This is a genomic window from Corynebacterium sp. HMSC059E07, assembly GCF_001814395.1.
Lineage (GTDB): Bacteria > Actinomycetota > Actinomycetes > Mycobacteriales > Mycobacteriaceae > Corynebacterium > Corynebacterium hesseae.
Genome location: NZ_KV816333.1, coordinates 64,572 through 91,315 on the forward strand (window position 1 = coordinate 64,572; position 26,744 = coordinate 91,315).

Consider the following 26,744-nt stretch of genomic DNA (forward strand, 5'->3'; position numbering starts at 1 on the left):
GTCCCCGTACCATGAGCGAAGATCGTAAGAACATCAAGCGCGCGCTGATTAGCGTTTATGACAAGACCGGTCTGGAAGACCTCGCCCGGTCCCTCGATAACGCTGGCGTGGAGATTGTTTCCACCGGTTCCACCGCGAAAAAGATCGCAGACTTGGGCATTGACGTCACGCCCGTCGAGAAGCTCACTGGCTTCCCGGAGTGCCTTGAGGGCCGTGTGAAGACGCTGCACCCGCGCGTGCATGCAGGCATCCTGGCGGATACCCGCAAAGAGGATCACCTCAACCAGCTCCAGGAGCTTGAGGTAGATCCTTTCCAGCTCGTCGTGGTGAACCTGTATCCCTTCCGTGAGACGGTGGCCTCCGGAGCCGACTTTGATGGCTGTGTGGAGCAGATCGATATTGGCGGCCCGTCCATGGTGCGCGCGGCCGCCAAGAACCACCCCTCCGTTGCTGTGGTTGTAGACCCTGCGCGCTATGGCGAGGTCGCAGACGCCGTGGCCAACGGTGGCTTCACGCTGGACCAGCGCCGCGGCCTAGCCCGCGATGCCTTCCTGCACACCGCTGATTACGACGCCGCGGTGTCCGCATGGTTCGTCGATCAGCTCAGCGAGGGCGAGGAGACCACCCCGCTGCGCTATGGCGAGAACTCGCACCAGTCCGCGACCGTGACCCGCATCGGTGCCAAGGGTCTGGCCAATGCGACGCAGTTCAACGGCAAGGAAATGAGCTACAACAACTACCAGGATGCTGACGCAGCGTGGCGCGCCGCCTGGGATCATGAGCGCCCGTGCGTGGCAATCATCAAGCACGCCAACCCGTGTGGCATCGCGGTGTCTGACGAGTCCATCGCGGCTGCTCACCGCGCAGCCCATGCCTGCGACCCGATGTCCGCATTCGGCGGCGTCATCGCTGTGAACCGCGAGGTCACCGTGGAGATGGCGGAGCAGGTCAAGGAGCTCTTCACCGAGGTCATCGTGGCCCCGTCCTACGAGGAGGGCGCCATCGAGGTTCTTAAGGCCAAGAAGAACCTGCGCGTGCTGCAAGCTGAGTACGAGGCTCCGCAGGTGGAGCGCAAGTACATTTCCGGCGGTGTGCTCACCCAAGAGCCGGATACCTACCAGGCGGAGGGCGATAACCCGGCCAACTGGACGCTGGCTGCGGGCGAGGCCCTGAACGAATCCGATCTAGCGCAGCTCGAGTTTGCTTGGCGCGCCGTGCGTGCGGTGAAGTCCAACGCCATTCTGTTGGCTAAGGACAATGCCACCGTGGGCGTGGGCATGGGCCAGGTCAATCGCGTCGACTCCGCCAAGCTTGCGGTTGAGCGCGCCAACACGCTGGCCGACGGCACCAACCGCACCGAAGGTTCCTTCGCTGCATCGGACGCCTTCTTCCCGTTTGCGGATGGCCTCGAGGTCCTCCTCGACGCCGGCGTCAAGGCCGTGGTTCAGCCGGGTGGTTCCATTCGCGATGAAGAAGTCATCGAGGCCGCTAAGAAGGCTGGCGTGACCATGTACCTCACCGGAACCCGCCACTTCTTCCACTAGAGCCTGAACCAGAGCGTTCCAGCAAACTTTAACTGCCCTAGCTGACGGATCTAGCCGCGTAAATCGACGCGGAAGCGCTAGATTTGGCAGCTAGGGCAGTTGTGATCTCAGTTTCTTAAGCGCCCGTGATGGTCATAGGCGTGGTCGCAAGCGCGGCCGTCGAGGTTGGCTCGGAGCTTGTACCAGTCTGCTCCGTATCGGATGATTCGCGGCCCCAGATAAACCACGCGCCGACGCCAGGGACGACAGCCAGGATGAGGAGCAAAGCAATCAGCGCCGCGATGGCGCCGCTGAAGCGCCCTGTGCCTTTCGGCGGGGTAGGAGCGGCATAAGAGTTGGGCTGGGGTGGATGTGGGGGTGTTGGCGCGCCACCACTGAATGGCTGCGGGGCGGGGCTAGCGGGGTGCCCACCGAACGGGGGAGTGCTTCCGAATCCGCCGCTCGGACCACTCGTGCCGCCGGGATGGCCCGGGCGGCCAAACCCGGGAGCAGGTGAACCGAAGCCGGAGGAACCGGAGTTGCGTGGAGGGGTGCCCGAAGGACCAGTAGGAAATGACATGGCGGGAGATCAGCAACCTTTCCGTGCACAGGAAGTTAGAGCATCGAGATACCTCTAACAATCTAAACCCTCGAGCACCGTCCGTGGGGACTTCAATGGAAGCTCGTGGGAATACTCCCCAGTGGGGCAGGAAGTGCTGGCAGCACAGCAGAGTACACACTGTGCAAAGCTCGAGTAAAAACGTAAACGCTGCGCAGAGAATTGTGACTGTGCAAAGATAGGACAGATAGAAAACGCCTATTGGCATTTGCAAACGTCATGATCTACGGAGGCTTCGGTGACTGATTCAGATCGCAATCATGGATTCGGCGCGCATCCCCAGCAGGGAAACGGCAGCCAGCCACAGCCTTCTCATCAAGAAACCCACCCGGAAACCGCGGATTTTGAAGCCTCGCCAACACAACAGCGCCCGGTACAGCCCCAGCAATACCCCCAAAACATGGGAAATAATCCGGGCTACTCGCAATCGGGTGAGCACAACTACTCAAATCCTTTTGCTTCCTCCGGATCCCAGGGCCAGTATCCTCAGCAGCAGCAATTCCCCACGCAACAGTTCCCGCCCCAGGCGGCACCGCAGGACGGATTTGGCCAGTACGATCAGCAGCCGGCTGCCTATGCGAATTCCTATGCACAGGACGATGCCGGAAACCATGGTTCCTCTAATTCCGGAAAGCTTGTGCTCATCGGCGTGCTGATCTTGGCAGTAATCCTCGTTATTGCCGCGTTGGCCTACCTCATTTTCTTTAAACACGCTGACTCAGGATCCCAGGCTGAATCGCCCCAGACGCCAGCCCAACTCACCGAGCAGAATGAGGGGCCACAAGACAGCACTTCAGTTGCGGATGAGTCTGAAAAGACTTCAGACAAGTCCACGACGACCTCCAAGGCGCAGAAGCGCCCCGAGCACCCTGACCTGCCCGCGGGTGCTATCCCGGCGAACGACGCCGCGCGTAACAACGAGCCCGGCGGCAACTTCAACAGTGTCTATCGCGGCACTGAGGTGACGACGGAGCCGTTCGCCAACTCCGTGCGCGATGAATACGTCAAACACTACGTGGACACCCACGAGTTCGACGCCACGATTAGGGCTTTTAGCCCGAAGACCAAGCTGTTCTACACCATGGATTGTTCCGATAACGGCGAGTATGTGACCTGCACTGGCGGCAATAACGCGGTTGTATACATCCTCTAATACGTAGGCGAGCATCGATGAAACTCAGAACACGCCCAGACCGCACGCATGAACGCCCGCGGCGCCGGCCGGCGGCACTGGCAGCGCTGGTGGGGATCGCGGTGGCGTCGCTCAGCGCCTGCACCATCGGGGACGTCTCTCAGCCGGAACCAAGTGCTCCGGCAAGCAGCCCGCAGCCTTCCCTTCCTGATTCTGGATCCGGCTCGTCCGCACGTCCTGCCCCTGATTCCATCCCCGACAAGGAACCATCCGTGATTAAGGCCACCGACCTTCAGGAAGCCGTCGACGCCATCGCCGCCGACAACCCGGGAACCGGAATCGCGGTGGCAGGGTCACAGACCGTCGCGGCTGCCGGGATCACCGACCCGCGGCCCGCATGGTCCACGGCGAAAGTCCCCCTGGCCATCGCCGCCGAACGCGCCGGGGTAGCGGATCCGGACGCTGTGTCTCGGGCAATTACTTTTTCCGATAACGCTGCGGCAGATTCTCTCTGGGAAGCCCTCGGCGGGGGAGCGCAGGCGGCACAGGCTACCCAGGAGATCATCGGAACCGCCACTGTTCCCGCCACGCCACCGCGCCCAGGGTTTAGCGCCTTCGGCCAAACTCAGTGGCCGGTGTCCGAGCAAGCGAAATTCGTCGCTGCGCTGGGATGCCAGGAAGGCGCTGATCCCATCCTCGCGGCCATGGGTGACGTTGATCCGGCACAGCAGTATGGCCTTCGCACCCTCGACGGGGCGGTGGTGAAGGGCGGCTGGGGGCCTGCCGAGGACGGTTCCTATGAGGCCCGTCAGATGGGGCTTATCACGCTAGGTGGACACACGGTGGCGGTGGCAATTTATGCCGCAGCACCATCCGGTGATTACGGCGAAGCCCAGCAGATGCTGACGCGACTAGCCCGGCAATTAGAAACCGCTCAGGTGGAGTGGCCGGACGCGGGATGCCAGCAGGGAGCTGTCTAAAAGCCCTAGTGCGGTTCCTAGTGAGGCCAGTAGTCCTCGAATTTTCCGGCCTCCCCGTCGATGTCATAGTCCGTACCCCGGATGTTGAGCACGGAGCCGGTGTCATCCCCGCTGGTGGGATCGAGGATTGTGGCGCTAAAGGAGCTTCCCTCACCGCGCGCCGGGCCAAAGGCAGCACCGCTGGACCAGACCCCGCGGTAGAAAAGGGAGTCCTGCTTTTCGCAGACCACAATGTGCGAATCGGGATCCGAGCCATGGGCAGCGAAAATCATGCTCTCGCCTTGCTGGCAGCGTGCCTCTGGGTAGTCGGACCATCCGGCCGCGGTGAGTCCTTCGGGGACATCGGCAGCATCAGGATTGAGAGAAGTCTCCGGTGCCTGCTCATCAGCGGCTTCCTCGTCGCCAGCAGTTTCCTCGTCGTCAGCTGTTCCTTCTTCTGCGGCCGTTTCCTCCGGCGCAGCCCCGCCTACGCGGGTGGGTTCCTGCTCCGTTGCGCTGCCGGCTTCGGGGCTTGCCTGGCTGGTGGAACGGACATCATTCCAAATCACGATTCCGGCAATCAGCAGTGCGATAAGGATCGCAATGGCGCAGATGATCGGAACGAGGTTGCGCTGCTCTGACTGGGGCCGTTGAGTCTGGCCCGACGCCGGCGTAGGGGGCTTATTCGCGTAATGGTTAGTGCCAAATCCTGGGGTGCTCATAGGGTCCTTGGAAAACAGTAGAGAACTACAGGTAGCATATCTGGCTCCGCACAACCAGACGGAACTGCGGGGTAGCACCCTCCATTTGGGGGCGATGGGACATGGCAACCTCAAGCCTTGCTATGCATATGGTGCAATGGGGCGGTGACTAATTCCTACTTCGTGCAATGGCTTACCCAGCAAAAGCGGTATACCACCGTGTACCTGCTGGGCGAGGGCGGCATGGGGCAGGTTTTTCATGCTACGGATCCGGATCTGTCCCGTGAGCTCGCGGTTAAAGTGCTGCTGGATGATGTCCGGGATGAGGCCTCTCGAGCCCGTTTCCACAACGAAATGAAGGCTCTCACCAGGATCGGTAGCCACCCGGGGGTGGTTCAGTTCTATTCCAAGGAATCGACGCCGCGCGGGGATGACGTGATGGTCATGGCATTCATCGACGGTGGAACCTTGGCTCAGGCGATCCGGGAACGAGCCAACAAGGGGAGGGGATTTACGGTCGCCGAGGTGGCCTACTACCTCAAACCGATTGCCGCGGCGCTGGACTATATGCACCACGAGCTGCACCCCGGGTGGGTGCATCGGGACATCAAGCCCGCCAATATCTTGCTGCGCAAGAACCCGGGCAGCCTGCCGCCGGCTGTGCTGAGTGACTTCGGAATCAGTATCGAGGAAGGCCAGTCGCGCCTGACCAAGGTCGGTCACATCGTGGGTACCGAAAAGTATTTGGCCCCAGAGAATAACGGCCATGCTTATGGTGATGATGACATGTCGGCGCGCGCGGACGATTACTCGCTGGCGCTTATCGCCTTCGAGATGCTCACGCTTCACCACCTCAAGGACACGATGCCGCGCAGCGAGTGGGAAGGACAGCGCCGTATCCCGGATCTGTCCAGCGATGCCTTCGCCGCATTCCTTGCAGAAGACACTGCCCGCGTTGCCTCGGAGGTACAGACCGTGCTGAACAAGGCGCTCAACAGCGTGCCCATGCAGCGCTATGCGCGGGCCCAGGACTTCATCGCCGCGCTTGACGACGTCTCCCGTTCCCGCCCCTCCCAGCCCGCTTCCGGCCCTACTTCCTCTGCCCTGCGTAGCGCCCCAGCACCGCAGCCTTCGTCGCAACCAGAGCAGCCGCGGAATGCACGAAGCACTGCGCGGACGGGACAGTTTGGCCAACAAGGGCAATCACCCCAGCGTTGGCCGGAGCCCTCCGCCTCCTTTGGGTCCATGGATCGGGCAAGGCCAACTGGCTTCGTCGCTCCCTCTAACCCGATCGCGTCTTCGGGAACCGTGTCACCCTCCACACCAGTTACCCCGGCGATGCCAGGGTCTACGGTGCAGCGACGGTCTACTCCTCAACGGGCAACCCGCAAGCCGGCCGCGAAGGATAATTCGAATGCCCTCATCATCACGGTCACCGTCGTGGTCATCATCCTTATTTTCTTAGTGACGTGGGCTATCGTGGCCTAGCGCCAGCTGAGGTGGGGTGTGGCTTAGCACGCCGAAACAAAGTGAATGCCGCTACACTGAAGAGCACTGTTTGAAGGCGCCTCGCCGACATACCCGGCGAAGAGCGCGAGTTGTCCAGCCCTACGGAGGTGTCCATGAGCCAGCAACAACCACGCACGCCGCAGAACGCACCGCGGGGGCCCAGGCTGCGCATCGATGACCTGATCGGCGGCGTGAAGGTTATTTCCCCGGGGGAGGAACTCATCGTCGGCCGCGCCGGTGACTTCCGGGTGGGTGAGGAGGACCTCAGCCTGCACCGCCAGCTCTTCCAGCTGTGGTATGGCGGCCAGGGGTGGATGATCTGCAACGTGGGCAGTCACATCCCACTGCGCATAGAGCTGCGCGGGGTCAAAGGATTTTCGCGCATTGATCTCGGCCCCCGCTCGGTCGCGGCGGTACCCCCAGGGCCATCGAGGGTTACCTTTGAGACGCCAGAATGCCCCTACGAGCTGTATATCGACGTAGAAAACAGCAACTATTCGCGCCGTACCAAGCGCGAGCAGGACGTTGATGAAGAGCGCACACGCACCCGTCACGTGCCCAATGATGAGCAAGAAGAGCTGCTGCGCCAGCTAGCCAGCTACCTCAAGAAGCCGGGCTCCACCGACGCCGATATCCCCTCGGTGCGCGACATTGCTGAGGCGCTGGGGTGGACCGAAAAGAAGACGAACCACAAGATGGATCGCCTCGTCGATAACCTCCGCGCTGACGGCGAAAAGGCCTACAAGCCTTATAAGACCTTCTTGGCGCACTACGCCATTCGACACGGCCGCTAGCGGGCCGACCTCTTGCGGTCCGCGGCGGCCGCGGCGGCGGAAGAAATAGAGTCGTTGCGGTTCTTGAGCAGCTCCAGGGTGGTCGCCTCAGCATCGTCGGGAGGGGTGGCACCGAGGACTGCTAGGGCGGCGTCGGCAAGCATGGCGGACTGCTCCGGCACGCGCTGCGAGGCATCAAACGGTGCGTTGCCATCATTGGGACGCATTTCAATGACGGAGAGCGCGATGTGGAAGGGGAGCTCGATGCGCGGATCGTCCGCGCCCACAATTCCTGCGGCGGCAGTACGGAAGTGATCCTTGAGGCGGTCGCGCTGCTCGTGATATTCACCGAACTCGGGGGAATTAGCCACCGGCAGCTGATAAAGGCGGCCGACGTTCCACGCCGAGGTCAAAAGCAGGCGAGATTCGGCTGCTACCAGTGACCACAGGCGCTGCGCCGGCGCGGCATCGGAGGCCGCAAGCTCATCCGCGAGCTCCAGCGAGGGCTCGATGGTGGAATTCAGCAGGGTGAGGAAGATATCGGTCTTCGAAGGAAAGTGATAGTACAGCGAAGCCTGACGGATGCCGACGGCATCAGCAATTTGGTGCGTGGAAGTTGTAGCAAAACCCTGGGTGGTAAAAAGCTCGGATGAGGCATCCAGGATTTCTTCGCGCGCGGTATTACCCCGGCGGCGTGGGCTATTCTTCCGTGGCCTGCCAACGCTACCTGCCATGAGGCGGACTCCCTTCGATAATGTTCATGTAATAACTGACGGCAAATCAGTAATCGTACACTCCGCCGCAAACGGCGATTGCTAAAGCTCAGCTTTCACTACTGCCAACCACATTACCGTGCCGAATCATGATGGATTCAAAGGCAGCGGAGACTGTGCGGCACGCCGATCCATAGGCGGTGCGGTCCAGTGGAGGCAGATCCCCGAGCACGACACTGTGCTGGACGACGCCTTCGTACCACCGCCCCAACTCCAGCGCGATGCCCGTGCCCCAAGCGAGACTCAGGCCCTCCGCCTCCGCGGTGGTGAGCAGCTCACGCTCCACGCCGATGGCAAGACGGTCTTGGGTGGGGCGGGGCGCTGGTGCTGCCCAACGCGCGATGGCAGAAATGGGCGCCAGCAAAGAAAAACGAATGGACACATCGGCTAAACGATCGGGAAGCCCATCCACGAGCTTGAGCGGTGCTGGGCGCTGTGACACGGCCTCGGCGTAGAGCTCCTCCTCGCCGCCAGACCCTAGTGGGAGGCCAGCATCGGCACGGGTTGATGCGCAATCCTGTACCGCGCCGCAGGTCAAGCCGGCCTCGGTGATGAGCTTCTCGAGCTGTTCGTCAGTGCCTAACCACGTGATGGGTAGTGAGGGGAGGAGATCACCGCGGGCAGCGGCGCCGGTGAGGCGAACCGGGCTGGCGAGGCCTGGAGAACGGACGATGTCCGTGATCACGCGAGAAAACCACGCAGCGAGTTCCACACCGTCTCCCCGGTGGGCAGTTGCGTTGCGCACCAAATCCTGCGCTTCTTCCAACAAGCCGCGTGCATGGGCGGGGGACTGGCAGTGGGTAGCGAGTTCGCTGAGGTCTGTGAGTGATTCGTGCAGTGGCATAAAGGCTTAAGTTCCCTTTCCATCAGGGGCGTTCTAACCCTTCAATGTAGCACTCGGGGGTGCCAGCTCTGGCTAAGACAGGTGCGGTGCACGATCCCCAAGAGGACAGGTGGAAAACGAAAGCCGCCGCCTACCATGCCCCTTAAACGGGTAGGTAGGCGGCGGCTTAAAAGCTCTTTTGTCCTGTCCTAGTGAGTCACGAGTACAGCGGCAAAAGTGCGCTGTTGAAACCAGCTAGTGTTTAGCGGGACGTGAACGGCAGGAGAGCCATTTCGCGAGCGTTCTTGACGGCAGTAGCAACCTGGCGCTGCTGCTGCGGGGTCAGACCGGTGACGCGACGGGAGCGGATCTTGCCACGATCGGAGATGAACAGACGCAGGGTCTTGATCTCCTTGTAGTCAACCTTCTCAATGCCCTCGGCCTTGAGCGGGTTCTTCTTCGGGCGACGGGTCTGCTCCATACGGAACTTCTTGTGATTATTACGCTTGACAGCCATTGTATGGGTACCCCTTTACCAGCTGGACTTGCGAACGCCCGGCAGCTCACCACGGTGAGCCATGCCGCGCATACGGACACGGGACAGACCGAACTTGCGGAGGTAACCGCGCGGACGTCCATCGGCGGAGTCGCGGTTACGGACGCGGACGCGAGCGGCGTCGCGCGGCTGACGGTTCAGCTCGAACTGCGCCTCGAGGCGCTCTTCGTCCGGGGTGTTCGGGTTCTTGATGATTGCCTTGAGCTCAGCGCGACGCTCCGCGTAGCGGGCGACGATTTCCTTGCGCTGCTCGTTCTTGGCGATCTTTGACTTCTTAGCCATAAATTATCGCTCCTCGCGGAATTCGACGTGCTTGCGGACGATCGGATCGAACTTCTTCAAGGTGATGCGATCCGGGTTGTTGCGCTTGTTCTTACGGGTCACGTAGGTGTAACCGGTGCCCGCAGTGGACTTCAGTTTGATGATTGGACGGATGTCATTACGTGCCATCTTTAGATCTTCTCCCCACGTGCGCGAATCTTGGCCACGACGGACTCGATGCCGTCACGGTCGATGATCTTCATGCCCTTGGTGGAAACATTCAGGGTGATGGTACGGCCCTCAGAGGGCAGGTAGTACCGACGACGCTGCACGTTGGGGTTCCAACGGCGCGAGGTGCGGCGGTGCGAGTGCGAGACCTGCTTGCCGAATTCCGGCTTGCGGCCCGTTACCTGGCAAATAGCCGACATGGGTCTTCTTTCTCCTAGCCGCCCACATCGAAAGCGACTAACGGAGTGCCTATATCCGCGGTGAGGCGCGGCGCTCTAAAAAGTGAGGTTGAGCAGGAGGCTTAATCCGTTGAACACCAGTTGATGGGGCGTAAAACGATTACTTTGACAACAGCAAGGGGAAATCTTACATGCCGCGGCCTGGAGAACCTAATCACCGCCGTCGTGCAACCCGGCTTTGATACCTATTATCCAGGTGCCATTTCCGTCGAAGGTGCTGGCGGGGTGATTGTTTGCGCTTTCCGTTGCGTTGCTCTGAGGATTTTGAACTGCGGCGATTTCGATTTTGGTGCCTGCGGCCTGTAGGATGTTTCAAGTTGTCGGCGCGAGCCGCACGTTTGTAAGTATAGAGACCCAACTCGGGCACGATCCTTTCACGCTCTCATGCGTCACGGAAGGAACCGACCCGTAGTTCAACCCTGAGGGAATCGACATATGAAGAAAGACATCCACCCGGATTACCACCCGGTGGTCTTCAAGGACGCCGGTACCGGCCACTCCTTCCTGACCAAGTCCACCGCTACCTCCGATCGCACCGTTGAGTGGGAAGACGGCAACGAGTACCCGCTCATCGTCGTCGACGTGACCGCTGAGTCTCACCCGTTCTGGACCGGTGCCCAGCGCGTTATGGATACCGCTGGCCGCGTTGAGAAGTTCAACCAGCGCTTCGGTGCAATGGCTCGCCGCAAGAAGAAGAACGCGTAAGGAGGATAGGAAAAGATGGCAACTCCTAAGTTTAAGAAGTCCCGCGCGAACACCCACTCTCGCCGTTCCCAGTGGAAGGCTGACAATGTCGCCCTCCAGGAAGTCACCATCGACGGTCAGACCGTGCGCATCCCGCGCCGCCTGGTCAAAGCTGCAAAGCTTGGCTTGGTTGACGTCGAGCAGTTCTAAGGCCTCTCAGGTCTTCAGTCTGTGACTGTAGCCCCGGAGATTCACCGCTTTGAGTGAATTTCCGGGGCTTTTGTCGTGCGCATGTAGTGCGCGCTCGCAGTGCTCCCTGATTGTTTAGGCGTCGGCCGTCGAGGCGGCTTTGAATTTTTGGGAAAATTAGCGGCCTAAGGGGGTATAAGGGGGCGAAAGAATGCGGCCTACTTCGTGAAAACGTCCTAGATAGGACATAATTGAGATTATGAAGATTCTTGTCGTGGATGACGAGCAGGCCGTACGTGAATCGCTTCGGCGCTCCCTGAAGTTTAATGGCTACGAGGTTGTGTTGGCCGCCGATGGCGTTCAGGCTGTCGAGATGGTTCACAGTGATAACCCCGAGCTACTGATCCTCGATGTGATGATGCCGAACATGGACGGCCTTGAAGTCTGCCGCACCCTGCGCAGCGAAGGCTGGGACCGCCCCATTCTCGTGCTGACGGCTCGTGATGGCGTGTCCGATCGCGTTGCAGGTCTCGATGCGGGCGCCGACGATTACCTGCCCAAGCCATTCGCTCTGGAGGAGCTTTTGGCTCGCGTGCGTTCTTTGGTTCGGCGTGCCGCCGCGGACTCCATCGGGACGAAGCAGCCGGTTGAGACGCAGCTAAGCTTCGAGGACCTCAAGCTTGATGCAGATACGCGTGAAGTTACTCGCGGCGACCGTCCAATTTCCCTGACCCGTACCGAGTTTGCTCTCCTGCGTTTATTGATGGAGAACCCCCGCAAGGTGCTCTCCCGCAACACCATCTTGGAAGAAGTGTGGGGCTATGATTTCCCCACCTCCGGAAATGCGCTTGAAGTCTACATTGGCTATCTCCGCAAAAAGACCGAGGAGAATGGTGAGCCGCGTCTTATCCACACCGTGCGCGGTGTTGGCTATGTCATGAGGGAGGCTATCGCGTGATTTTGCGGAGGCCCGCGCCTGATGCGGTGCCTTCTGAAGACCTGGATACCACTGCGTGGTTAGGCCGCTCAGGCCGACGCGGCTGGGCTTCACGGGCGCCGCTTCGGTGGCGCCTTTCTTTGGTTACCGGTGTTGTTGTTGCCTTCTCCGTGGCAGTAATGACGTTTGTGACCTATTGGCTTGTCGCGGCTTCGATGACGGCGAGCGTCGATAAGCAGATTATGCAGCAAGCCGACGTACTCATACAGCAGGCGCAGGATCCGGCCTTTGTGGAGAACATCGACCAGGAAATTTCCTCATTCAAGCTCTATAACCCCTCGACTCGGATCTCAATCTCCCCACCGCCGGCGGCGTTTGCATTTGGTGACGCACTGCCCGTGGGCGGCGATTTTAAGCCCGACGGGGACACTATGGAAAGCTCCATCCGTACTTTGGGCGGGGAGCGCGTGCTGGCTAAGCATGAGGACGGCGGGACCACGGTAGTCCTGGCTAAGGACCTAGGACCGACCGAGGAAATCGTTTCCGCGGTGGGCTCGGCTCTGCTCATCATCGTGGCGTTCGGCGTGCTGCTTTCCGTTTTTGCGGGAATGGTGGTGTCCAAGACCGGCATGGAACCCATCGCACGCCTCAAGCGCGCGGTAGATTATGTGACGCAGACTAATGACTTGCGGCGGATTGCGGTGGAGAGCAATGACGAGATGTCGCAGCTGACGGTGTCCTTCAACCGAATGTTGTCTGCCCTGCAGCATGCGCGCGTGCAGCAATCGCAGTTCGTGGCAGATGCCGGCCACGAGTTGAAGACGCCGCTAACTTCCATGCGTACCAATATCGAGCTGCTCATGATGCTGAATAAATCCGGCGGCGGATTCGGCATCAGTGAGGAAGATCGTCGCGACTTGGAAGACGACGTGATGGCGCAGATGTCGGAGTTGTCGACCCTGATCGGTGATCTCGTGGACTTGGCACGCGAAGATGCCACTGAGAAGGAACCGGAACCGGTCGAGCTGCACGAGGTTCTGGAGAATTCCCTTAACCGTGCCAAGCGCCGGCGCCCTGACGTGGACTTCCGCGTGAGGTTTATTCCGTGGATGTTGGATGGTGACCCATTTGCCTTGGGGCGTGCCACGCTCAATCTCATGGATAACGCCGCGAAGTGGTCGCCGCCGACGGGTACCGTGCGCGTTTCCATGCGGCAAGTGGCAGAGGACAAGGTGCGCCTGCGTGTGGATGACTCGGGCCCCGGTATCGCGCCCGAGGAGCGCGACAAGGTGTTTGAGCGTTTCTACCGTTCGGCCGAAGCTCGTGCAATGCCTGGTTCCGGACTAGGCTTGGCCATCGTGAAATCCGTCGTTGAGCGGCACAATGGAGAGATCACCATTAAGGATTCCGCGGACGGTGGAACACGCATGGAGGTTATCCTGCCGGGGTATCCCACCGAGGGGGATGCCATGGTGGATGGACTGGAAGAAATTCCGAACGAGTTTCAGCCAGAATCCTTCGATGCGCAAGACGCAGAGGAGACATCTCAGGAGCCAGCCGAGGAGCACTCGGAGAACCCGCACGACCGGGGTCATATCTTTGCGGAGCGGTGGTTTAACCAAAGCTAGTCTTCCAAGTATCGCACCAGTTCAGAGCGTACAGGAAATGTACAGCTTTTCCTAGCACACTGGCAGAGCAGAGACAGATACACCCCAGCGCGATGGTGCACACTACCTGACATGAATATGAGGAATTCGAACATGGATAATCCCATGGATACCCCGCAGAACTCTGATGGACGGGGACAAACACAGCAGCAGGGCGGGGCGCCTTCTGCGGGAAGCTCATCAAACGGCTGGAATCAGCCGCGCTCGGACTCGTGGGCACAGGGAAGGCAGCAGCAAGCGCCCTACGGCGCACAGGGCGGGCCGGGAAGCCCGTCGTCGTTTGGTGCTCAGCCTTCTCAGGCGCCAAGCGCGGGACAAGCACCGTATGGCGGCTCAACCTATGGCTTTGGTCAGCAAAGCCAGGTGCGACAGAGCGCAGCACAACCATATGCAGGACAGCGCTTCGGTGCTGCGCCCGAGGGGAATCAGAACGAACGCTTCGCTGGTCAGCAAGGCGCAGGCGCGCAGGTCGTGGAGCAGGGGAGCGAACCGAAGAACAAGCGCAAAGTAGGAATGGGCACCGCGTTGGCGATGATGCTTGTTGAAGCCATTGCAGTTGGCAGCGTCACCGGTGCCGTGGTTGGCAAAGCCGGTGACGATAAATCCTCGACCTCGACGGTCAACGAGGTTCTCGAGCGCCAGCCGGTGGCCAATAGCACCGGTAACGAGCCGGCCGCCGGCTCTGTGGAGGACGTAGCATCGAAGGTTCTGCCGTCGGTGGTGTCGATCTACTCCATGACCCGCTCTGGCGGTGCCGAGGGCTCCGGTTCAATTATCTCCCCGGATGGTTATGTGCTGACCAACCACCACGTGGTTGCTGGCGCGGATCAGGGCGGGAGGCTCGAAGTGACGATGAATGATGGTTCGCGCCACAGCGCTACGTTTGTCGCGTCCGATGCGACGACAGATGTCGGGGTCATCAAAATCGATGACGTCAGCGATCTTCCTTTCCTCCAGTTTGGTGATTCGGACGCGGCCGCAGTGGGGCAGGAGGTAGTTGCCGTTGGCTCCCCGCTGGGGCTCAACGCCACGGTGACGTCCGGAATTGTGTCGGCCAAGAACCGCCCAGTGCGTGCGTCACAGGAAGGTGGGGAGTCCTCGCTTATCGACGCTATCCAGACCGACGCAGCCGTCAACCCCGGTAACTCCGGCGGTCCCCTGGTGGATATGGAGGGCAACATCATTGGCATGAACTCGATGATTGCCTCGCTATCTGGCGGTTCGAATGCCGAAGGCGGCTCCATCGGCCTGGGCTTCGCCATCCCCTCAAATTTTGCTAAGCGGATGGCCGATGAGCTCATCAATAACGGCAAGGTCAAGCATCCCACGTTGGGCGTTAAGGTCCGTGCGCAGAGCGATACCCTTGGCGCGGAAATCGTTGATGTGGAATCTGGCAGCCCGGCTGATAAAGCAGGACTGAAGTCCGGTGATGTGGTCACTCGCGTCAACGACCGGCTCATTGAAAGCTCCGATGCCCTGATTGCGGCAACCCGCTCGCAGGAATTTGGGGCAACCGTGACACTGGAAGTTAAGGGCCGCGACAACGAAGACGTGAGAAAGGTAGAGGTAACGCTGGCGAGCGAGTAAGTTTACAAATACTCGGGCGGTGCGCAAGCACCGCGTGAATACCGCACCCTGACACCTTTTTAAGCAACTACTTCCGGAAGATTCCGTCCCACCTTTAAGGAGAACCTCCGTGGCAGACAACACCGACGCAGCTGAGCTGTTGGGGCGCGATGCCTCACACGAACTTGATGATGTTACCGAGCCCGATGACGCCTTCCTCATTGCGAGCGAGCAAGAACAAAGCGTTCAGGCGCCGCGTCGCGCGCTCGTCGTGATCGTTACCGACCACCCAGATGAGTCAACGGAGGACACATCGCGTTTGGCGGGTGAATTGCTGGCCGAAGCCGATTTCACCTTCGACGGCGCAGTGATTGTTCGCTCCAAGAAATCCAAAATCCGACAGGCGATTGAAACCGGTGTGGTCGGGGGAGTTGACCTCGTATTGACTATCGGTGGCACGGGCGTTGGCCCCCGCGATAAAACTCCTGAGGCAACCCGCGCGGTGCTGGATCAAATGGTTCCGGGCGTGGCGCAGGCGCTGCGCTCTTCCGGCCAGGCATGCGGCGCGGTGGATGCCTGCACCTCCCGCGGTATTTCAGGAGTGTCCGGTTCGACGGTCATCGTCAACGTGGCTTCGTCCCGCGCGGCGGTGCGCGATGGCATGGCAACCTTGACGCCTTTGGTGCATCATCTAGTTGATCAGCTGCAGAAATCCAGCGTCTAATGGCTGATTCCGCACCACGTGCCCGCCGTCGTCGTGCTCAGCGCCCGTCGACCGCCCAGAATTATGACCGCAGCTTCGACGTGCCCGGCGGGCCAGTATCGCAGGCGGCTGGTACCTCTGCTGGGGCTGGCGCCGATGAGCTGCGCATCGTAAGCCTTGATGGCAACAGCGAAGACGAAGTCACCGGTGAGGCTTTCTACCGCGAGAATATGCCGCCGCACTTTGGTACTACGCAGTAGCGCGTCGAGGGCCTAGAGCGCATAAGGAAATCCCGCAGAGCTTCAGCATTGTGCTGGCTCTGCGGGATTGCAGGTTTTGCTTGTGAATTAGAAGCTGGAACCTGGCTTCTCAGTGGTGGTGCCACCGTTCTCAGCAGCGAGCAGGTCGCGGATCTCAGCGAGCAGCTGCTCGGCGGTCGGAGCCGGCTCCTCCGGGTCAACACCCTGGCGGCGCTTAGCGTGCTCGGTGACGGCATTGAGCGGAGCGACAATGACGAAGTAGATGACGGCAGCGACGATCAGGAAGTTGATGAGTGCCGTGATGACCGCACCAAAGTCAAGGAAGGTCTCGGGATTGTCGGTAATCGCGAAGCCCAGGCCACCGAAGTCCGGGGAACCGAAGGAGTTGATCAGCGGCTGGATGAGGTGGTCCGTGATGGAGGTAACGATTGCGGTGAATGCAGCACCGATGATGACGGCCACGGCCAGCTCGATGACGTTGCCGCGCAAGATGAAATCTTTAAAGCCCTTAAGCATGGGAATATGTCCTTTTCTGCGGAGTAAATGCTTCTTCGGTAGTGCGCGGCTGCGGCGCAGCGCGCGGTGAGAGAACCAACGCTGTTCAATGAGGCGGTACCTAGCACGTGATGAGCCGGAAGGGGCCGAAAGGAGCGAGATTCTTGAAGCGGTAGGAGTGCCTACTTAGGAAGAAGCATCGGGGGAAATTGCTGGAATAGAAAAGACCACTGTTGAGCGCTCACAGCATGCGTTGCCACGACGTTGTGAGACAGGAAAGACACACAAACATTAGCGCCTGAGTGGATGCGCCCATACTAGGCAGAGATTGTTGGTGGTGGCAACATCCCGCGGCACCATTGATGCGCAAACGCGGCGATCTTCACAGTGTCATCTTAATTGTGGGCACGGTCGCCCACGATGACGACCGTGAGCGGTTGCGCAAGGGAAGCGGCAGCGACGTCCTCGGCCGCCTCGGCGGGGAGGGCAACGAGCAACGATTGTGTGCGTGCATCATCTCCGCCTGTTCCTACCGACACGACGCGAGCGCCACGGGCAATAGTCTTTCCGCGTGCGGGGGCGGTACCGTCGGGCCCATCCTCGACCGTGCCGACGATGTTGACCATATCTCCATGGTGGAGATTACGAGAAATCTCCGGCTCAGCCAGCGTAAGCGGGATGAGGTGGCCGTTGTCCATACCGAAATCTGCGACGAGATCTGAGCTGAGTAGGCGAGTTGTGGTCAAGATTTCGCCAGCGCTCGCGGCCGCTACCAGCACGCGTCCCACGGCATCCTCTGGGTTATTTCCCAACGCCGTGGCGGGAAGAGCGGAGGAGGGGACGCGGGCCACGGAGACATCGCCAAGCGCTAGCGTCTCCCCGGCCGCCACGTCCCGGGCCATGACCACGACGCGGGGCTGCTCACGCGTGGAAGCGAGCGCACTGGCCGCGGCGGTCACGAGCAGGACAGCTGCGATAACGCGGCGCAGGAACACGCTGCGGCGATGTCCCGGGGTGCGCAGAACATGTAGAAAATCCATACCTTCTTAGACTGCGCGTGGCGCCGCGTGGTTCCCGGGCGGGGCCCGAAAGCGATTAAAGCCAGCGCAACCCGCGCTCGGTCAGGACGCCATCGACTGGACGGTCGTGCTCATCGAAGGGGACATCGCGGATCTCGCTGGAATGCACCAAGGCGACGACAGGCGGGCGCCCAGTGGGGAGAGGCGTGAGCGCGCGGTCGTAATACCCTGCCCCCTTGCCCAAGCGCATGCCTGATTCGCTGACTGCCATCGCGGGCGCGAGGATGAGATCGAGCTGGGCCAGGATTTCGCTGCTGTGGCGCTGGCCGACGGGCTCCGCAATCCCCAGCGCCCCCGGGCGCATGGCCTGTGGGCCGGTATATAGCGTCCACAAAAGCTCCCCGTCTGCACCGGAAATAGGCAGGTAAACCTCTTTGCAGAGCTGTGCCACGGTATCTACGAAGCTGGGGCCGCCCGGCTCTGTGCCCAGTGGGTGGTAGGCGGCAATGCGCATCGCGGGAGTCAGTAGCTCTCTCACACCAGAACACCACGCGGCGTTGTCGTCAGCACGCTGTTCAGAGGTACGTTCGCGGCGGGCGTTAAGGAGTGAGGCTCTTAAGGCTTCCTTGGGGGAGGTCGTCATGATTGTTAATCATAATGTGACGGCGTAGCGCAGCGCAGGAGAGCGGTGGGCGCATTGTAAAGTGGAACTTATGGCTATTGCACACGAGGATTCCCATACCGGGATCGCTACGGTCGTTGTCCCCGCTGCTGGCATGGGCACCCGCTTCCTGCCTGCCACCAAGACCGTGCCCAAGGAGCTGCTCCCCGTCGTTGATACGCCGGGTATTGAGCTAATTGCGGAAGAAGCCGCTTCGGTTGGTGCTCAGCGCCTCGCGGTGATCACCGCACCAAAGAAGCAAGAAGTGATGCGACACTTCGAGGAGTTTCCGGATTTGGTTGAGACCCTCGACGCCCGCGGCAAAGACGAGCAGGTTGCTAAGGTCAAGCGCGCTGCCCAGCTGATTCACCCCATTTCGGTGGAGCAGGAAAAGCCGCTCGGGCTCGGTCACGCTGTGGGATTGGCGGAATCCGTGCTCGAGGACGACGAGGAGTTCTTCGCCGTCATGCTGCCGGATGACATTGTGCTGCCCGCCACCGTCATGGGGGAGATGGCCCGTGTTCGCGCAGCTCTAGGCGGCAGCGTGCTGTGCGCCTTCGAGGTCGCGCGCGAGGAGACCTTTAACTACGGCGTGTTCGACGTCGAAGACACCAACGCGCCGGGAGTGAAGAAGGTCGTGGGCATGGTGGAGAAGCCGGATCCGGCTGATGCGCCGTCCAACCTCGTGGCCACTGGGCGCTACCTGCTCGACAGGAAGATCTTTGATGCGCTTCGCCGTATCAAGCCAGGCAAAGGCGGGGAGCTGCAGTTGACCGATGCTATCGAGCTCCTCATCAAGGAAGGACACCCGGTTCACGTCGTAGTCCACCAAGGCAAGCGCCACGACCTTGGCAACCCGGGCGGTTATATCCCGGCCAACGTGGACTTTGGTCTGCGCGATGAGAAATACGGTCCCGCGCTCTACAAGGCGATTAAGAAGATTGTGGAGGACTACGAAGAAGAAAACGGACTGAAGGGCTAAGTCTTGACGTGCCAAGCGCGCTAAGCTCTACTCCAGTAACTTCCATCCCTTTAGGCCCCACATACCCCAGAGCAAAGGTAGGCGGTACATGCGTTCGGTCGATGACCAGATGGCGTTCATTCTTGATGCAGCGATGACTCCGGAGCCGGTACGCATCGCCATCGCGAATGCGCTGGGTCTCAAGTGCGCGGAGGAGGTGCAGGCTAATCAGCCGCTGCCGGGCTTCCCGCAGGCGGCGATTGATGGCTACGCCGTGCGTGCCGTGGACGTCGGGGGAGAAAAAGCTCTCAAAGCGCGCACTCGCCACGACTCCGAGGACGCGGATGCTCCCGTCACGGAGACGGAGGTTGAACGTTCTCTGCCTGTAGTGGGGGAGGTTCCCGCAGGTTCGCGCCAGCCTTTGCGCTTGCAGCCTAAGCAGGCGGTGCGCGTGTATACGGGTGCGCCGTTGCCCACGCTTGCCGACGCCGTCCTTCCCCTCGAGTGGACCGACCGCGGACGCAAGCGCGTGACCTCGCACCGGCCAGTGCGTTCGGGAGACTTCGTGCGCCGCGTGGGCGATGACATCCAACCCGGCGATGTGGCAGTGTCCTCTGGAACTGTCTTGGGGCCGGCGCAGATTGGCCTGCTCGCGGCGGTGGGGCGCTCGAAGGTGCTGGCGTACCCACGCCCGCGCGTGACCATCGTCTCTTACGGCAAGGAGCTTGTCGACGTCGACCGTGAGCCCGGCCTGGGCCAGGTCTTCGACGTGAACTCTTACTCACTCGCAGCGGCCGCGAAGGAGGCCGGCGCGGACGTGCACCGCGTCGGCATTGCTGCCGGTGAGCCGCGCCGCGTGCGGGAGGCCTTGGAGACTTACCTGGCGCGCAGCGAGGTGCTGGTGATTTCCGGTGCCGTGGGCGGTGCGGGGGCGGATGAAATCCGCGAAGTCCTCGATGAGCTGGGGGATGTCGATACTACTCGTGTGGCAATGCACCCCGGTTCGGTCCAAGGTTTTGGTCTGTTGGGTGAAGAGCGCATCCCCACCTTCCTGTTGCCTTCGAACCCCGTGTCTGCGCTCGTCATCTTCGAGGTTTTTGTGCGCCCGCTGATTCGGTTGTCCCTAGGCAAGCGCAGCGGTCAGCGTCGCGTCGTACGCGCACGCGTGCTCAACCACATGGAGTCCCGCCCGGGCCGTCGCGGATACATCCGTGCCCGGCTGATGCGTGACGCCGAGACCTCCGATTACCTCGTGGAAGGGCTAGGTGGCGCGGCGGGCGCGCCGGCACACCTGCTCGCCGGGTTGTCAGAAGCGAACGCGATGATTCGCATCCCGGAGGAGGTCACCGAGATCCGCCCGGGAGATGTGCTCGACGTCCTCTTCCTGACCCAACGAAGCTAGCCGGCAGCTACGCACGCCATGCTTGATCCTTTTGGTACTGCCGCAGGGCGGTTTTCCACTCCCGCCAGCGGTGAGGCTCACCCCGAGCATCCGGGGTGGCCTGAGGCGACCCCTGCGGTGCGGCTGCGAGGCTCTAGCGTTTTCCCACACGGAGCGACGGTGCGCCTGCGCCCGCTGTTGCGTCGGGATGGCGAGGCGTGGCGGCAGCAGCGCATGGCGGATCGGGATTTTCTTAAGCCCGTGGAACCTACGCTGCCGACGTCATGGGATGCGGCGCATTCGCAGTCTGCGTGGTGGAATCACCTGATGTTTTTGCGCGATTCTGCCCGCGTTGGAACGGTGGTGCCGCTCGTCATTGACGTCGATGGGCAATTTCGAGGCCAATTGACCCTGGGAAATATTCAGCACGGAGGGGTCAGTGAATGCTGGATCGGCTATTGGGTCCATTCCGGGGTACACGGCGCCGGCGTGGCCACCGTTGCGTGCGCCCTCGGCGTGGACCACGCTTTTTACCGAGTGGGGCTGCACAGAGTCACCGCCACCTACCTGCCGGAGAACCCTGCTTCGGGCAAGGTGCTACACAACAATGGCTTTCGGGATGAGGGATTTCTGCGCCGCAACTTACACATTGACGGCGCATGGCGGGACCACCACTTCTTGGCGCTCAATCGTGAGGATTTTGCCTCGAGCGCGGTGGAGCGCCTGCACGCGGCGGGGCGGATCCTCGGTCTCTAGATCGCGCTTGGATTAGTTCAACTACCTCTGTTTTCACTTAAGTAACAACCTTGTAATTTATGGGCTCGTTGATGCCCATGGAGCCGGTGTGGGCGGCTAGAGTAGGGGCCTAGTTATATTCCCTTTTCGTCGACCCCTGAAAGTGGGACACAGCCGCATGATGACTGCCGTGCCGATCATTCTCGTAATCGTGTTGTGGCTCTTCATCCTCGCCCCGTTGCTTTTGCGTTCGCAGCGTCCGATGAGCCACACGGGTGAGGCCTTTGAAGAGACCCGCGTGCTCTTCGAAGGTGATTCCGGCTCTGTGCCGGGCCGTCGCAAGCCGCGCCTGGGCAAGGAAGACATCCGCCCGCGCGCCCAGGCAGGAACGGGGGCTGCAGCGGACGAAGCGGAGTACGAGCTGGTGGAGGCCGAAGGCGTAAGCGAGGATTCGCAGTCCTCCCGCGCTGAAACCGCTACCTCTGACCAAGCTACTTCGGACGTCGCGGAGACGATTGACGGCGAGGTTGTTGAGGAAGACGCCGTTGAAGAGGACTTCGAGCTCGAAGCGGAGCCCGCCCACGTCGCCGAGGCCGAGCAGGAAGCAGGACAGGACACCAAGGACGTTGAAGCAGATGCTGCTGAAGTGTTTACAGCCCCAGCAAATGCTGAGGTGGCGGAGGATGCTTATGACTTCGATGACGCCTACACTTCTCCGGTCGATTTGATGTACCCGGGTGCTATTGACGCTGTGGAGGAGGCGCCGACGACGCCCAACGCCGAGGATTCAGATGGGGCCGATGATGCTCCCGACGCGGAAGAATCCACGGCGGCGGAAATTGAGAGTGCTGATGCCGCGGAGCTGAACGCCGAGGACTCTGAGGCCGGCAGCAGCGATACCGAGCTGTCTGAGGACGAGCTCGCCTTCGCACAGCGCCGCCTTGGCCGCGGCGGATGGGATCCGGTGAAGGAGAAGGAAGCTTCTGCCACGCGTTACCAGCGCCGTCAGCGTACGCTTATCGGATTGGCGGTAGCAGTGGTAGCTACGGTATGCCTCGGCATCGTCGTGGGTGGATGGACGTGGTGGCTGGCGGCTATCGCTGGTGTTATGACCACGGTTTACCTGGTTGCGCTGCGCGCCCAGGTACGCCGTGAACGGGAGTTGTTGCGGCGCCGCATTTACCACCTACGCCGCGCCCGCCTGGGAGTGCGGAACGCGGAGAACCCCGCCGAGTCGCTTCCGCCGAAGCTGCGCCGCCCGGGCGCGCTCATCCTGGAAATCGATGATGAAAGCCCGGACTTTGACTACCTTCCGGTGTACTCGGAGGATGATTCCGACGGTGGGTTTGACGGTCCTCATCCCACCCCGCGTCAACGGCGTGATGATTTGGCGGAGCGTCGAGTTGGCTAAGCGCTGTGTTGGCTGAGCGCTAGGCCGGCCACACACCGGATGTACCGCGACGGTGCGAGCCCACGAGGTGGGCATCGACCATGCCGATGGCCTCCATGAGTGAGAAGCACGTTACTGGGCCGACAAACTTGAACCCGGCCTTCTTTAAAGCCTTGGACATGTCCAAGGCTTCTTGCGTGTATTTAGGGATGTCTTCTTCGCGCTCCGGTGCGATGGTCTCTTCCGGCAAGAAGCTCCAGATGAACTCATCGAGTCCGCCCTGCTCTCTTAAGGCCACCGTGGCCTTCGCGTTGGCGAGTACCGCATTGATCTTGAGGCGGTTCCGGATGATTCCAGGATTATTCATCAGGCGCTCCACTTCCTCCTCGCCGAAGCTTGCCAGAAGGTCAGCATCAAACCCCACGAAAGCGGCGCGGAAGGCTTCGCGTTTGCGCAGAACGATCTCCCAGCTCAGCCCAGCCTGGAAGCCCTCCAAACAGAGGCGCTCTAGCAGTGCGGATTCCTCATGGATGGGCATACCCCATTCGGTGTCGTAGTACTCCTTGAGGAGTGGGGAGGTCATTGCCCAAGCAGGGCGGCCGAGCCCCGCGGAGTCAAAAACAAGTCTCGTATCGTTTGCCATCTGTGTACTAGTCATGCCTTTTTAGACTGCAGAAGTTATTCATCGGTTCCCCAGGGCTACCCGTGGTTGCCAAGGGCTCTCTGCGGATTAGTGCCGCAGCACGCGGCCTCGTGGTCCAGAAGCATCTGCTTCGCGGCTGCGCCTCCGCGATAGGAACCCACACCGCCGCCAGCCGGTACGACGCGGTGACACGGCACCACAATAGGAAGCGGGTTGGTGGCACAGGCGCTCCCCGCGGCACGTGCGGCCTGCGCGCTACCGGCGGCGGTGGCAAGAGTCGAATAGGTCCAACGTTCCCCGAATGGGATATCGCGCAGAGCACGCTGCGCCCGATCCCGGAAGGTGCGCGGGGACTCAGGCACGGCGAGAAGCAGCTCAAAATCCCTCCGCGTGCCGGCAAAGTACTCGGCAATTTGTTGAGAGGCGTCGACAAGCACCGCGCCCGCAGAGCCAGGTTCGGTGACATCCGTGAGACGTTGCATGCTTCTAAGATCCGGAGATTCGCCGTCGAAATACACGTGAGATAAACCCCGCGCAGAACCCACGAGGGTGAGGCAGCCTAAAGGCGTGTTCGTAGTGGTCCACGTAAGCATGCTGGGTGGGGAGTCCTTTCTGAGGGAGGTGGCTATCCAGGGTAGTCTATGAACCATGAATAGACCCGCCGTACGCGATGCCGCGCTCCTCATCTTCCGCGCGGTGCTGGGAGTAATCTTCGTGGCGCACGGCGTGGACAAGATGTTCTTTAGCGGTATGGACGAAATTACCGGGCAATTCTCTGCCATGGGGGTCCCACAGCCGCAGACCTCGGCATACTTGGCTGCCTTCGCGGAAATGCTGGGCGGGGCGGCCCTGGTGGTAGGCCTTCTCACGACCTTTGTTGCGGGGGCTTTAGCGCTGCTCATGGCGTGCGCATTGTATTTCGTGCACATCGGTAACGGTCTCTTCGCGGCCGATGGTGGCATCGAGTACCCGCTGGTTCTCATCGTGTCATTGCTCATGATCGTGGTCTTCGGTTCCGGCCGGGCGAGCGTGGATGGAGTGCTGAGCCGTGCTGACGCATGAGCAAGTGCAGGCAGCGATTTCCGCGCAGCTAGACGGGGAAGCCCCGCAGCTGTCGCCTGACGTCATCGAGGCACACGTTTCCAGCTGCCCAGACTGTGCAGCCTTCCGGGACAAGGCAGCGGCTCTATCCCGGTCGTTGAGCCTCGTGGAACCGGACGGAGCGCCGCCGCAGGATCTATCCGAGGTTATCCTCGCTGGCGTGGAGCCAGAATGGCAGCGAGCTTCGAGCACTCGGCAGGCTTCGCTGTCGTTGGCGCGAGTAGCCCTCGGTGTGCTGTCCGTGGCATTTCTTGTGTGGGCGATTGTGGTCGTCGTCAGTGCTTCGGGTTTGACCACCCTGGAGAGCGAAGGGACCCTTGCAGAAGGCGCTGACCCGGAGCGCGCGCGCCTGTTGATCGAGGCCGCAGCACTGCGCTTCGGCCTTGCCAGCGGTTTGGGTTTTGCTGCATGGCGCCCTGCCTCAGCGCCCGGATTGCTGCCGGTGGCGTGCACAATGTTCGCGTTCCTGTGCGGCTTTACCATGCGCGATTTTGCCCTGGGCAGCGTCGCCGCGGGGCAGCTTTATATCCTCATCGGCACCGGGCTCGCCACCGCCTGCCTGGGCTGGGCTTGGGCGGCGGACCGGGGGTTCCTGCTGCGGGACGTTTATCGGACGCTATCTGCTAGCCCGCGTTAGGTCCACGACGGCAGCCACATGATGGAGTTGTACCAAGAATCCGGGATCATGTAGCCGTAGAGAATCGGGGAGAAGTAGGCAAACATCGCGACAACGAGTGCGGCGTAGCACACCGTGATGAAGGTGCCCAGCGGCATCGCGGAACCGAAGAGCCTTGTGAGCCAGTGCCATTCCAGTTTGCGGCCGCGCCCGATCATTTGGCCCAAGGCCAACGCGATGAGCACGATGATGAACGGGATAAACGCCGTGGCATAAAAGAAGTACATCTGGCGGTCGAAGACCGCTAGCCAGGGTAGGAAACCCGCCGCGGCGCCCACGAGCGGAATGAGGAAGGCGCGGTTGCGGCGCACGAGCAAGGACCACAGTCCCCACAGCACCGCTGGAATGACCAGCCACCAAATGGCCGGGGTGCCAAACAGGTACAGCATCTTGCGGCAGGATCCGCCGTCGCCACAGGAAATGTCAGTGGAGGAGTAGTAGAGGATGGGGCGCGCGGCCACCAGCCAGGCCCACGGCTTGGAATCCCAGGGGTGGCTGTGGCCGCCTGAAGTGGTCAAGGAGGCGTGGAATTCCAGCACGGAGGAGTGGTAGTAGAACCAGCCGGCGAGGGGCTCGGGGAGGTTGAGCAGCCAGGACCCTTCTTCGATAGTGCCGTCCACCTTGGCGTGGCGGTAGACGGCGGTTTCATCGGCGAACCAAGCGCGCCATGACCACGCGTAGAGCGCTACAGGAACCGCGACGATGGAGGCGAGGGCCGCGGGCGTATCGCGTACCAGCGTGCCCACGATGTAGCGGCGCACGCCATAAAGACGGCGCAGCGCGAGGTCCGAGAAGACGCTCATGAGGCCGAAGAACATGATGTAATACAGGCCCGACCACTTCACAGAAAGTGTTAGCCCCAGGAAGACACCGGCTGCAAAGCGCCACCACCGGAAACCAAAACGAGGACCGAAGTCGGAATCACCCATAGTGCCCGAAAAGAAAGCGGCGTGGAGGCGCTCGCGCATCTGCTGGTGGTCGCGCGCCAAGGCCCATGCGGCGGCAACGACGAAGAAGACTTGGAAGATGTCCAGCATGCCAAACTTGGACGCAACGAGAAGCACACCATCGCACACTGCGAGGAGACCGGCCAGGAATCCAACCTGCCATGAACCGGACAATCGGCGAGCCAGCGCCATTGTCAGCAGGACCGTGCCCACGCCAAAAAGCGCGGCCATGCAGCGCCATCCCAATGGGGTATAGCCGAAGAGAGCCTCCGAAATCGCAACAATCTGTTTGGCCAGCGGCGGGTGGACGACAAGGCCATAGCCCGGATTGGACTCAATACCGCCGATAAAAAGGTTATGCCAGCTGGTAACCATGTCCCAGGCCTGCGGCACGTAGTGCTTCTCATCGAAGACGGGCGTGCCTTCGGAGACCGGGGAGGTCAGGCCAATGAAGCGCGTGAGGAAAGCCAGCGCCGCGATGATCACGGTGCTGATCGTGTCAGCCGTTGTCCAGACATAGGGCCGGGGAGCAGGAGGCGCTGGCCGGGTATGGGCGCCGCGTGCGATAGACGGACGCGGGCGCTTGATGCGGCCAGATCGATCGGTAGGGGTTGCGATACTCACTCGGATGAG

32 protein-coding genes are annotated in these 26,744 nt (G+C 61.1%); 18 read left to right on the plus strand and 14 right to left on the minus strand.

The features are described from left to right. Positions 1 to 11 precede the first annotated feature (11 nt). Positions 12 to 1,544, plus strand: a complete 1,533-nt coding sequence (gene purH, locus HMPREF2967_RS10485) for a bifunctional phosphoribosylaminoimidazolecarboxamide formyltransferase/IMP cyclohydrolase (RefSeq protein ID WP_070686371.1) — start codon at positions 12 to 14, stop codon at positions 1,542 to 1,544. Positions 1,545 to 1,659: 115 nt separating this feature from the next. On the opposite strand, the gene HMPREF2967_RS12890 is transcribed toward purH, so the two are convergent. Continuing rightward, positions 1,660 to 2,103: a hypothetical protein gene (locus tag HMPREF2967_RS12890; RefSeq protein WP_232770823.1), complete on the minus strand. Its 444-nt coding sequence runs from the start codon at positions 2,101 to 2,103 to the stop codon at positions 1,660 to 1,662. A 277-nt stretch (positions 2,104 to 2,380) separates the two neighbouring features. On the opposite strand from HMPREF2967_RS12890, the gene HMPREF2967_RS10490 reads away from it, so the two are divergent. After that, complete coding sequence (locus HMPREF2967_RS10490) at positions 2,381 to 3,295, plus strand: hypothetical protein (protein WP_070686373.1); 915 nt, start codon at positions 2,381 to 2,383, stop codon at positions 3,293 to 3,295. A 17-nt stretch (positions 3,296 to 3,312) separates the two neighbouring features. Further along, a complete protein-coding gene (locus HMPREF2967_RS10495; protein WP_232770824.1) occupies positions 3,313 to 4,254 on the plus strand; it encodes a serine hydrolase in 942 nt (313 codons plus the stop codon). A 17-nt stretch (positions 4,255 to 4,271) separates the two neighbouring features. Here the strand turns inward: HMPREF2967_RS10495 and HMPREF2967_RS10500 are convergent, their stop codons facing one another. Beyond that, entirely contained in the window at positions 4,272 to 4,955 is a 684-nt protein-coding gene (locus tag HMPREF2967_RS10500; RefSeq protein ID WP_070623621.1) for a hypothetical protein, read from the minus strand. A gap of 144 nt (positions 4,956 to 5,099) precedes the next feature. On the opposite strand from HMPREF2967_RS10500, the gene HMPREF2967_RS10505 reads away from it, so the two are divergent. After that, complete coding sequence (locus tag HMPREF2967_RS10505; RefSeq protein ID WP_070686375.1) at positions 5,100 to 6,422, plus strand: serine/threonine protein kinase; 1,323 nt, start codon at positions 5,100 to 5,102, stop codon at positions 6,420 to 6,422. Positions 6,423 to 6,556: 134 nt separating this feature from the next. After that, on the plus strand, positions 6,557 to 7,237 hold the full coding sequence (locus HMPREF2967_RS10510) for a DNA-binding response regulator (RefSeq protein WP_118854842.1): 681 nt from the start codon (positions 6,557 to 6,559) through the stop codon (positions 7,235 to 7,237). Here HMPREF2967_RS10510 and HMPREF2967_RS10515 read toward each other — a convergent pair. From HMPREF2967_RS10515 to rpmB, 6 genes are all read right to left on the minus strand, one after another. Then, the gene (locus tag HMPREF2967_RS10515; RefSeq protein WP_070520700.1) at positions 7,234 to 7,950 is read right to left on the minus strand and encodes a TetR/AcrR family transcriptional regulator; all 717 of its coding nucleotides are present in this window, start codon (positions 7,948 to 7,950) and stop codon (positions 7,234 to 7,236) included. The genes HMPREF2967_RS10510 and HMPREF2967_RS10515 overlap by 4 nt on opposite strands. Before the next feature lie 88 nt (positions 7,951 to 8,038). After that, complete coding sequence (locus HMPREF2967_RS10520) at positions 8,039 to 8,833, minus strand: hypothetical protein (protein WP_070686377.1); 795 nt, start codon at positions 8,831 to 8,833, stop codon at positions 8,039 to 8,041. Positions 8,834 to 9,074: 241 nt separating this feature from the next. After that, on the minus strand, positions 9,075 to 9,329 hold the full coding sequence (gene rpsR / locus HMPREF2967_RS10525; protein ID WP_010187626.1) for a 30S ribosomal protein S18: 255 nt from the start codon (positions 9,327 to 9,329) through the stop codon (positions 9,075 to 9,077). Between the two features lie 15 nt (positions 9,330 to 9,344). Continuing rightward, positions 9,345 to 9,650, minus strand: a complete 306-nt coding sequence (rpsN, locus tag HMPREF2967_RS10530) for a 30S ribosomal protein S14 (protein ID WP_010187625.1) — start codon at positions 9,648 to 9,650, stop codon at positions 9,345 to 9,347. Between the two features lie 3 nt (positions 9,651 to 9,653). After that, positions 9,654 to 9,818: a 50S ribosomal protein L33 gene (rpmG, locus tag HMPREF2967_RS10535; protein ID WP_010187624.1), complete on the minus strand. Its 165-nt coding sequence runs from the start codon at positions 9,816 to 9,818 to the stop codon at positions 9,654 to 9,656. A 2-nt stretch (positions 9,819 to 9,820) separates the two neighbouring features. Continuing rightward, positions 9,821 to 10,057 carry a 50S ribosomal protein L28 gene (gene rpmB / locus HMPREF2967_RS10540; RefSeq protein ID WP_005279911.1) on the minus strand — a complete coding sequence of 79 codons (237 nt, stop codon included), beginning with the start codon at positions 10,055 to 10,057 and terminating at the stop codon, positions 9,821 to 9,823. 474 nt (positions 10,058 to 10,531) lie between these two features. Between rpmB and HMPREF2967_RS10545 the strand changes: the two genes are divergently transcribed. From HMPREF2967_RS10545 to HMPREF2967_RS10575, 7 genes are all read left to right on the plus strand, one after another. Next, the gene (locus HMPREF2967_RS10545) at positions 10,532 to 10,801 is read left to right on the plus strand and encodes a type B 50S ribosomal protein L31 (protein WP_005530151.1); all 270 of its coding nucleotides are present in this window, start codon (positions 10,532 to 10,534) and stop codon (positions 10,799 to 10,801) included. A gap of 15 nt (positions 10,802 to 10,816) precedes the next feature. Continuing rightward, positions 10,817 to 10,990, plus strand: a complete 174-nt coding sequence (gene rpmF, locus HMPREF2967_RS10550) for a 50S ribosomal protein L32 (protein ID WP_010187615.1) — start codon at positions 10,817 to 10,819, stop codon at positions 10,988 to 10,990. A 238-nt stretch (positions 10,991 to 11,228) separates the two neighbouring features. After that, the gene (locus tag HMPREF2967_RS10555; RefSeq protein WP_070563351.1) at positions 11,229 to 11,927 is read left to right on the plus strand and encodes a response regulator transcription factor; all 699 of its coding nucleotides are present in this window, start codon (positions 11,229 to 11,231) and stop codon (positions 11,925 to 11,927) included. Then, positions 11,924 to 13,534: a HAMP domain-containing sensor histidine kinase gene (locus tag HMPREF2967_RS10560; protein WP_083312616.1), complete on the plus strand. Its 1,611-nt coding sequence runs from the start codon at positions 11,924 to 11,926 to the stop codon at positions 13,532 to 13,534. The genes HMPREF2967_RS10555 and HMPREF2967_RS10560 overlap by 4 nt, the downstream gene beginning before the upstream one ends. A 132-nt stretch (positions 13,535 to 13,666) precedes the next feature. Next, a complete protein-coding gene (locus tag HMPREF2967_RS10565) occupies positions 13,667 to 15,160 on the plus strand; it encodes a S1C family serine protease (protein WP_070686379.1) in 1,494 nt (497 codons plus the stop codon). A 109-nt stretch (positions 15,161 to 15,269) separates the two neighbouring features. Next, positions 15,270 to 15,863 (plus strand): MogA/MoaB family molybdenum cofactor biosynthesis protein, encoded by a 594-nt coding sequence (locus tag HMPREF2967_RS10570; RefSeq protein ID WP_070520727.1) that lies wholly within the window; start codon positions 15,270 to 15,272, stop codon positions 15,861 to 15,863. After that, positions 15,863 to 16,102: a hypothetical protein gene (locus HMPREF2967_RS10575; RefSeq protein WP_070520730.1), complete on the plus strand. Its 240-nt coding sequence runs from the start codon at positions 15,863 to 15,865 to the stop codon at positions 16,100 to 16,102. Before HMPREF2967_RS10570 ends, HMPREF2967_RS10575 begins: the two co-directional genes overlap by 1 nt. Before the next feature lie 87 nt (positions 16,103 to 16,189). On the opposite strand, the gene mscL is transcribed toward HMPREF2967_RS10575, so the two are convergent. From mscL to HMPREF2967_RS10590, 3 genes are all read right to left on the minus strand, one after another. After that, the gene (mscL, locus tag HMPREF2967_RS10580; protein ID WP_070520733.1) at positions 16,190 to 16,618 is read right to left on the minus strand and encodes a large conductance mechanosensitive channel protein MscL; all 429 of its coding nucleotides are present in this window, start codon (positions 16,616 to 16,618) and stop codon (positions 16,190 to 16,192) included. A 374-nt stretch (positions 16,619 to 16,992) separates the two neighbouring features. Next, positions 16,993 to 17,637: an SAF domain-containing protein gene (locus HMPREF2967_RS10585; protein WP_070686381.1), complete on the minus strand. Its 645-nt coding sequence runs from the start codon at positions 17,635 to 17,637 to the stop codon at positions 16,993 to 16,995. A 55-nt stretch (positions 17,638 to 17,692) separates the two neighbouring features. Then, positions 17,693 to 18,259 carry a 5-formyltetrahydrofolate cyclo-ligase gene (locus HMPREF2967_RS10590; protein ID WP_070686383.1) on the minus strand — a complete coding sequence of 189 codons (567 nt, stop codon included), beginning with the start codon at positions 18,257 to 18,259 and terminating at the stop codon, positions 17,693 to 17,695. Positions 18,260 to 18,329: 70 nt separating this feature from the next. Between HMPREF2967_RS10590 and HMPREF2967_RS10595 the strand changes: the two genes are divergently transcribed. The 4 genes from HMPREF2967_RS10595 to glpR all read left to right on the plus strand — a co-directional run bounded on the left by HMPREF2967_RS10595 (position 18,330) and on the right by glpR (position 22,765). Then, on the plus strand, positions 18,330 to 19,259 hold the full coding sequence (locus HMPREF2967_RS10595) for a UTP--glucose-1-phosphate uridylyltransferase (protein ID WP_070686385.1): 930 nt from the start codon (positions 18,330 to 18,332) through the stop codon (positions 19,257 to 19,259). Between the two features lie 88 nt (positions 19,260 to 19,347). Then, the gene (glp, locus tag HMPREF2967_RS10600; RefSeq protein ID WP_070686386.1) at positions 19,348 to 20,640 is read left to right on the plus strand and encodes a molybdotransferase-like divisome protein Glp; all 1,293 of its coding nucleotides are present in this window, start codon (positions 19,348 to 19,350) and stop codon (positions 20,638 to 20,640) included. Between the two features lie 18 nt (positions 20,641 to 20,658). Beyond that, complete coding sequence (locus HMPREF2967_RS10605) at positions 20,659 to 21,375, plus strand: GNAT family N-acetyltransferase (RefSeq protein ID WP_070520749.1); 717 nt, start codon at positions 20,659 to 20,661, stop codon at positions 21,373 to 21,375. Between the two features lie 160 nt (positions 21,376 to 21,535). Next, entirely contained in the window at positions 21,536 to 22,765 is a 1,230-nt protein-coding gene (gene glpR / locus HMPREF2967_RS10610) for a divisome protein SepX/GlpR (protein WP_338025100.1), read from the plus strand. A 19-nt stretch (positions 22,766 to 22,784) separates the two neighbouring features. Here glpR and HMPREF2967_RS10615 read toward each other — a convergent pair whose 3' ends face one another. Further along, the gene (locus HMPREF2967_RS10615; protein ID WP_083299262.1) at positions 22,785 to 23,402 is read right to left on the minus strand and encodes a DNA-3-methyladenine glycosylase I; all 618 of its coding nucleotides are present in this window, start codon (positions 23,400 to 23,402) and stop codon (positions 22,785 to 22,787) included. A gap of 41 nt (positions 23,403 to 23,443) precedes the next feature. After that, positions 23,444 to 24,073 carry a methylated-DNA--[protein]-cysteine S-methyltransferase gene (locus HMPREF2967_RS10620; RefSeq protein ID WP_318278302.1) on the minus strand — a complete coding sequence of 210 codons (630 nt, stop codon included), beginning with the start codon at positions 24,071 to 24,073 and terminating at the stop codon, positions 23,444 to 23,446. Between HMPREF2967_RS10620 and HMPREF2967_RS10625 the strand changes: the two genes are divergently transcribed. Then, complete coding sequence (locus HMPREF2967_RS10625; protein WP_070520761.1) at positions 24,036 to 24,449, plus strand: DoxX family protein; 414 nt, start codon at positions 24,036 to 24,038, stop codon at positions 24,447 to 24,449. The two genes, HMPREF2967_RS10620 and HMPREF2967_RS10625, sit on opposite strands and share 38 nt — an antisense overlap. Then, positions 24,436 to 25,125: a zf-HC2 domain-containing protein gene (locus tag HMPREF2967_RS10630; protein ID WP_070520764.1), complete on the plus strand. Its 690-nt coding sequence runs from the start codon at positions 24,436 to 24,438 to the stop codon at positions 25,123 to 25,125. The genes HMPREF2967_RS10625 and HMPREF2967_RS10630 overlap by 14 nt, the downstream gene beginning before the upstream one ends. Here HMPREF2967_RS10630 and HMPREF2967_RS10635 read toward each other — a convergent pair. Further along, positions 25,122 to 26,735, minus strand: a complete 1,614-nt coding sequence (locus HMPREF2967_RS10635) for a dolichyl-phosphate-mannose--protein mannosyltransferase (protein WP_369816039.1) — start codon at positions 26,733 to 26,735, stop codon at positions 25,122 to 25,124. The genes HMPREF2967_RS10630 and HMPREF2967_RS10635 overlap by 4 nt on opposite strands. Positions 26,736 to 26,744 lie beyond the last annotated feature (9 nt).